Here is a 6,167-nt window from a genome sequence, read left to right as displayed (position 1 = left end):
GTGCGGCAGCGGCGGCGGCCTCCAGCGCGCCTGTGGCGCTGCCCGCCAGGACCACGGCACCCCGCCGCGCCACGGCGGCCGAGATGGCGGAGGAGTGGGAGCAGTTCTAGAACAGGCTCAGCGCATCACCAGGCCGCCATCGACGAACAGTACCTGTCCCGTCATGAAGCCGCTCAGTTCCGATGCCAGGAACAGCACCGGCCCCGCCACGTCTTCGGGGCTTGCCAGGCGGCGCAGCGGCGTGGCGGCCATCAGCGATTCTCGGAAGGACTCGCGCGTGTCCTGCGTGCCCTGCGTGGGATAGACCAGGCCCGGCGCCACGCAGTTGACGCGTATGCCCACGGGCCCCAGCTCGCTGGCCAGGTTGCGGCTGAAGGCCACCAGCGAGGCCTTGGCCGTGGTGTAGTCGTGGTAGGGCACGACGGGGTGCTCCACCAGGTTGCTGGCGATGTTGACGATGCTGCCCCGCGCGCGCTGGCGCATCTGCGGCAGCACCGCGCGGCAGACGTTGAAGGCCGCGCCCACGGCACCGTCGTACTGGGCCTGGTAGTCGCTCCATTGCAGGTCGTCGAAGCGGCGGCGGCGCTCGGGGTCGAAGGCGTAGGGTTTGAAGGCGTTGTTGACCACGATGTCGATGGCGCCGGCCTCGCGCGCAATGGCCTCGGTCATTGCCTGGACGGCGGGTTGCGAGCCCACATCGGCCTTGATGGCCCAGGCATCGCCTCCGGCCTGCTTGCCCGCCGCCTGGCAGGCCGCCACGGTGCGGGCGGCGGCTTCGTCGTTGGACAGGTGGTTGACCACCACGGTGGCACCCTCGCGCGCAAAGGCGATGGCAATGGCCGCGCCTATGCCGCGGCCAGCGCCGGTGACCAGCACCACCTTGCCTTGCAGGCCCAGGGAAGACGGCTGTGCCATCTCAGGCCCCGGGCAGCAGGCTGGTGTCCACCACGTCGGACACCTTGATCTGCCTTTGCACCATGCCCAGCGCGCGGTAGGCGTCGGCGCCCTTTTGCAGGGCGGCCAGGTCGAAACTGCCCAGCGGCTTGCCGGCCTGCAGCGGCTGCGAAGACGCATTGCGCAGGCGGATCACGTCCAGGTTGATATCGCGCTGGGTGCCGTCGATGGCGTGCTTGCCGGCCAGCGTGGCGGCTTCCTCGGGGTTGGCCATCATCCAGGCGGCGCTGTCGCGGTAGCCCTTGAGGAAGGCGCGCAGCAGGTCCTTCTTGTCGCGCAGCGTGTCCTCGCGCACCACGAACATGTCGCTGGAGATGTTGAGGTGGTCGCGCACCTGCATCACATCGACCTCGCCAATGCCTTTGCGCAGGCCCACGGCCAGGCCGGTGTCGGTGGCGGCCGTGGCATCGACCTGCCCCTGCATCAGCGGCGCGAAGTTGAGCAGGCCGGTGACGACGATGGTCACGTCCGATTCCTTGAGGCCGGCCTGGTGCAGCATCACCAGCAGGTTCTGGCGCGTGCCGCTGGACAGGCTGTAGACGCCGATCTTCTTGCCCTTGAGGTCCGCCGGCTTGCGGATGCCGGCCGACTTGAGCGAGACCACGTTGAACACGTTCTGCGGGTAGATGTCGTAGATGGCGACCAGCTTCTCGCCCTTGTCCAGCGCCATGAAGAAGGAGCCGGGGTCGGTGAAGGCCACATCGGCCTGGCCGCTGAGCATGTTGCGGATGGCGTCGCCGCCGCCCGCGCCGGGCAGGTAGGCCAGCTCCACGCCCTGGGCCTTGAAGAAGCCCTTGTCGGGCTCGGCCAGGATGTTGGTGATCTCGCTGATGGGCTTGCTCCAGCCGGCCAGGCGGATCTTGCCCTGGGCGGGCGCGGCGGCTGCCGAGGTGCCGGCCAGAGCCAAGCCTGCCAGGCCAGCGGTGGCGCCCAGCAGGCTGCGGCGGGTGAGGAAGGGGGATTGCGGTGTGTGCATGGCGCTTGGGGAAAAGGTTTCGGAAGTGTTCAGGGGGTCAGGCGGCGCGCGAGCGCAGCAGCCGGCGCTCCAGCACCAGGCAGGCCTGGTACAGCAGCAGGCCCATGGCGGCGATCAGTACCAGGGCCGCAAACATGAGGGTGGTGTCCATCATTCCCTGGGCGGCAATGACCACGGCGCCCAGGCCGCGGCTGGCGCCCATGAATTCGGCCACCACGGCGCCGACCAGGGCCAGCACCACGGCCACGCGCAGGCCCGCAAGAATGGCGGGCAGGCCCGTGGGCAGCTTCAGGCGCAGCAGCGTCTGCAGCCGCGTGGCGCCCAGCATGCGAAACAGCTGCAGCCGCTGGGCATCGACCTGGCGCAGGCCGGTCAGGGTGTTTTCCATCAGCGGGAAAAAGCAAATCAGCGCCGTGATCAGCACCGTGGGCAGCATGCCGAAGCCGAACCACAGCACGAACAGCGGCGCCAGCGCCAGCTTGGGCACGACCTGGCTGACCACCACATAGGGCTTGAGCACACGCTCGAGCAGCTCGGATTCAGCCAGGGCCATGCCCGCCAGCAAGCCGATCGCGCTGCCGGCCGCCAGCCCCAGCAGCAGGGCCTGGAGCGTCGCCCAGATGTGCGGCCAGAAATAGCCCGTGGCCAGCCCCGTCCACAGCGATGCCGCAATGGCCGAGGGCGCCGGCAGCACCAGGGCGGACAGGCCCCATTGCCGCACCAGCAGCTCCCACAGGCCCAGCAGGACCAGCGCCAGCGCGGCGGCCAGCAGGCGGGCATGGAACAAGGACACCGTCATGCCGCCGTCCTGTCCATGGCTGCGCGCACGCGGGCGCAGTGCTCGTTGAACGCCGGCCCGTGGCGCATGGCCTGGGTGCGCGGCGCGGGCAGATCGACCGCCATATCGGCCACGATGCGCCCGCCGTGCATGAGGGCGATGCGGTCGCCCAGGTAGGCGGCCTCGTTGATGTCGTGGGTGACGAAGAGCACCGTGGTGCCGCGCTCGCGGCAGGTGCGCAGCAGGTCGTCCTGCAGCTCGGCGCGCGTGATGGCGTCCAGCGCGGCAAAGGGCTCGTCCAGCAGTAGCAGCGGCGGATCGAGGACCAGCGCCCGTGCCAGCGCCACGCGGCTTTGCTGCCCGCCCGAGAGATGGCGCGGATGGCGCTGCGCGTGGCTGGCCAGGCCCAGCTGCTCCAGCAGCGCCAGGGCGCGTTGCTCGTCCTGCGGCGCGGGGCGCCTTTGCAGCGACACGGGCAGCAGCACATTGCCCAGCGCCGTATGCCACTCCAGCAGCGTGGGTGCCTGGAACATGAAGCCCAGCTGCGGGCCTGGCTCGGCCAGCTCCGCGCCACGCAGCAGAATGCGGCCCGACTGCGGCCTGAGCAGCCCCGCCGCCAGCTTGAGCAAGGTGGTCTTGCCGCAGCCGCTGCGGCCCAGCAGGCAGTGGATCTCACCGGCCTGCACGCGCCAGTCCACGCCGTCCACCACGGGCGGGCGGCCCGGGTAGGTGAACACCACCTGTTCGATATCGAGAAACGCCATGCCGTCAGTCCCGTCTGTGATGACCGTCATGCCCGTCATGCCCGTCGTGCCGGTGTGCATGGATGTCAATCCGCATACGGGGCGAACGGCTGCGCCGCCGCCTCGGCAGATTGCTCGATCTCGGTCATGCGCACCAGGTCCAGCAGGTTGAAGCGGCCGTCATGGTGCCAGCCGGCCTCGGGCATGCTCATGGAGCCGATGGCGCTGATGCGTGTGACGCCGGCCGCGCCCAGCAGGCCCGCCAGCCGGTACAGCTGCTCGGGCGAGGCGGCAATGCCGGCCGTCTGCAGGTAGTCACGCTGCGCGGCCACCACGGGCACGGCGTCATCCAGGCGGTCCACACCCACCACGGCAATCGTGCGGTACAGGGCCGTGGGCGCCAGCGGCTGCAGGCTGTCGCTGTACGCCACGCTCCAGGGTGCGTCAACGGGGCCCAGCAGTTGCTGCGCGTCGCCCGACCATTCCACGGACTGTTGCCAGCGGGCCACGGCGGCGCCCTCCTCCAGCTCCAACGGCCGGCGCGCAAAGCGCCGCTGCAGGTTGGCCAGCTCGGCCGCCAGATAGTCGGCAAAGGCACGCGCAGAGACGGGGGCGCCGCGCTCCACGTAGAAGACATGGGGCGAGTAGCAGCCCTGCTGGTCGTAGCGCATCACGTCCCAGGCCGCCAGCCGCGCCACGGCGGGCGCCTTGAGCGTGTCCAGCGCGGCAGCGCCCACCATGCCAAAGCCCAGCTTGTGGCCGTGCGGCAGAAAGCGCGTGGTCACGGGCAGGCGCTGGCGCAGTGCCTGCAGCGTCTGGTTGCCGCCGTAGGCGAGCACGGTGTCGGCCTCGGCGTGGAGCGCGGCGGCTCCACCGCCATCCACGCCATCGGCGCCATCCACACCCCCCGCACCACTCCACCACACCACGGCCAGGCAATCGGCCAGCGGCGGATGCACCTCGGCCAGCAGCCGTGCGAACCAGCCCGCGAACAGCGGCTCGGCGCTGGCCAGCTTGCCAATGGCGGGCGCCTTGACCAGCAGGCCGCAGACCAGGCTCCACAGCGACAGCGCAGGCACATTGCCGGCCCAGCTGTGCATCAGCAGGTCAGGCCCGAAGGCACGCACCGCGCCGCCCTTGGGCGCGGGCTGGAAGCCGTCCAGCACGGCCGGGTTGGCAAAGTCCTCGGCCACGAAGCGCCGCAGCTGCGCGGCGCGAAAGGTCTTGAAGAAGCCCGTCAGCCCCAGGCGCACCATGTCGGCGTCATAGCCGCTGACCACGGGCAGCCAGGTCTCGGCCTGGCGCCGATAGGGATCGCTGCGGTCCAGCAGGCGGGCGATGGCGCGGTCGATGGCGTCGATGATCTCGGCCACGGGCATGGCCCTGAGGTGGCGGTCGGCGGCTCGGCGCACATGGGCTGCCAGCGCATGCATCTGCGGGCCGGTCAGCAGGGGCACGGAGACTTCCAGCCGCACGCCGCCGCGTTCGAAGGGCAGCACATGCCACTGCACCTCGTCCTCGCGCAAACCAGGCAGTTCGGGCAGGTAGCCGGCCGTGATCCGCTCGATGTTCATGCAGCAGCGGCCTTCACGAATTCATCGACCGCCAGCGAGCAGCCCTTGGCCGCTGCGCCCTCGGCACGCCCCAGCAACAGGAAACCGCTGTTCTCGCCATGGCCGGCCCACAGGCCCACGTCCTCGGTGAGGATGGTGGTGACCGCGTTGTAGTTGGCCAGGTCGCAGTGCACGAGAATGCCGCGCTCGCCGGGCGCCACGCTGCGGCCGGTGACGGGCTCGACCAGGCGCGAGCGTATCCAGTGCGGCCCCGACTTGACCGAGGGCAGCGTGGCATTGCCATCGTCATAGAACTGCGTGCTCAACTCGGTCATGCCGTACATGTTGATGCAGTGGCTGCGCGGCACGCCCAGCAGCCGGGACAGGTCGGCGTAGAAATCCTCCAGCGGCAGCTCGCGCGACTGGCCCTTGTAGCCGCCCGTGTCCAGAATGCGGCTGCCCGGCGGCAGACGGAAGCTGCGGCCCTGCTCGCGCAGTGCGTCCATCACATGCACCAGGCTGAAGCTGGCGCCCAGCAGCGCATAGGGGCGGCCGCTGCGCTCGGATTCCTCCAGCACGGCGCACAGGCCGGGCATGTCCAGGCCGTCGGGGGTGAGGAAGTAGCGGCTGTCGGGAGTGCCGAATTCCGTCTTGGCCAGCGCCAGGTAGTGGGCCAGCGAAGAGTTGGGCATGGCCTGCTCGTCGGGAAAGAGGATGCCCATGGGCAGGCGCTCGTGCCCGGCCATGAAGCGCTGCGCGAAGTTGCGCGTCATCGACGCATCGTAGACATCGAGCGCGGGATGGAAGTGGCGCCCGCGCGAAGACAGTCCCTTGGCCTGGCCCGTGGTGCCGCTGGTCATGAACACGCGCTCCGAGGGCGAGGCCGGCTCGCTGCGCAGCTCCATGGCCTTGAACGCGTCAATGGGCACGGCGGGAATGTCGCTCCAGGTCTTCACATTGCGCAGCGTGGCACCGCGCCGCTGGCAGAAGCTGCGAAACGGCGCATTCGATTCGTATTGGTAGGCGAACAGCCGCAGCGCCAGTGCGTCGAACTGCTCGTCGGTGCAGCCGTCCATGGCGATGAATGCAAGCAGGTCTGCGACCAGAGAAGCCGCCTGGGGCCGGGCCTTGTCCATGGAATTCCTTCGAGAGCTGGGACGTGG

The 6,167-nt window shown here is 69.8% G+C and carries 6 protein-coding genes; all 6 read right to left on the bottom strand.

Annotated elements, in window-relative coordinates; all coding sequences use genetic code 11:
- Positions 1-117: 117 nt before the first annotated feature.
- The 6 genes from ACM14_RS02155 to ACM14_RS02130 are packed head-to-tail and all read right to left on the bottom strand — an operon-like array spanning position 118 to position 6,140.
- Complete coding sequence (locus ACM14_RS02155; RefSeq protein WP_065345121.1) at positions 118-915, bottom strand: SDR family oxidoreductase; 798 nt, start codon at positions 913-915, stop codon at positions 118-120.
- Position 916: 1 nt separating this feature from the next.
- Positions 917-1,930 carry an ABC transporter substrate-binding protein gene (locus ACM14_RS02150; RefSeq protein ID WP_034395520.1) on the bottom strand — a complete coding sequence of 338 codons (1,014 nt, stop codon included), beginning with the start codon at positions 1,928-1,930 and terminating at the stop codon, positions 917-919.
- Positions 1,931-1,967: 37 nt separating this feature from the next.
- Positions 1,968-2,729: an ABC transporter permease gene (locus ACM14_RS02145; RefSeq protein ID WP_016450562.1), complete on the bottom strand. Its 762-nt coding sequence runs from the start codon at positions 2,727-2,729 to the stop codon at positions 1,968-1,970.
- Positions 2,726-3,502, bottom strand: coding sequence for an ABC transporter ATP-binding protein (locus ACM14_RS02140; protein WP_065345125.1), 777 nt, complete (start codon positions 3,500-3,502; stop codon positions 2,726-2,728). Before ACM14_RS02140 ends, ACM14_RS02145 begins: the two co-directional genes overlap by 4 nt.
- Before the next feature lie 35 nt (positions 3,503-3,537).
- On the bottom strand, positions 3,538-5,025 hold the full coding sequence (locus ACM14_RS02135) for an acyl-CoA reductase (protein WP_065345120.1): 1,488 nt from the start codon (positions 5,023-5,025) through the stop codon (positions 3,538-3,540).
- Complete coding sequence (locus ACM14_RS02130) at positions 5,022-6,140, bottom strand: long-chain fatty acid--CoA ligase (protein WP_065345119.1); 1,119 nt, start codon at positions 6,138-6,140, stop codon at positions 5,022-5,024. Before ACM14_RS02130 ends, ACM14_RS02135 begins: the two co-directional genes overlap by 4 nt.
- Between the last annotated feature and the right edge of the window lie 27 nt (positions 6,141-6,167).

The sequence above is a fragment of the Delftia sp. JD2 genome, from assembly GCF_001682645.1.
Taxonomy (GTDB): Bacteria; Pseudomonadota; Gammaproteobacteria; order Burkholderiales; family Burkholderiaceae_C; genus Comamonas; species Comamonas acidovorans.
Note: the sequence above shows the minus strand (reverse complement) of the source record. Positions and strands in the feature narration are given on the sequence as shown.

Bases quoted from the DNA above. Each gene is read 5' to 3' on its own strand.
- ACM14_RS02130 (WP_065345119.1), bottom strand. From the start codon at position 6,140: ATGGACAAGGCCCGGCCCCAGGCGGCTTCTCTGGTCGCAGACCTGCTT.
- ACM14_RS02150 (WP_034395520.1), bottom strand. From the start codon at position 1,930: ATGCACACACCGCAATCCCCCTTCCTCACCCGCCGCAGCCTGCTGGGC.
- ACM14_RS02135 (WP_065345120.1), bottom strand. From the start codon at position 5,025: ATGAACATCGAGCGGATCACGGCCGGCTACCTGCCCGAACTGCCTGGT.
- ACM14_RS02140 (WP_065345125.1), bottom strand. From the start codon at position 3,502: ATGACGGTCATCACAGACGGGACTGACGGCATGGCGTTTCTCGATATC.
- ACM14_RS02145 (WP_016450562.1), bottom strand. From the start codon at position 2,729: ATGACGGTGTCCTTGTTCCATGCCCGCCTGCTGGCCGCCGCGCTGGCG.
- ACM14_RS02155 (WP_065345121.1), bottom strand. From the start codon at position 915: ATGGCACAGCCGTCTTCCCTGGGCCTGCAAGGCAAGGTGGTGCTGGTC.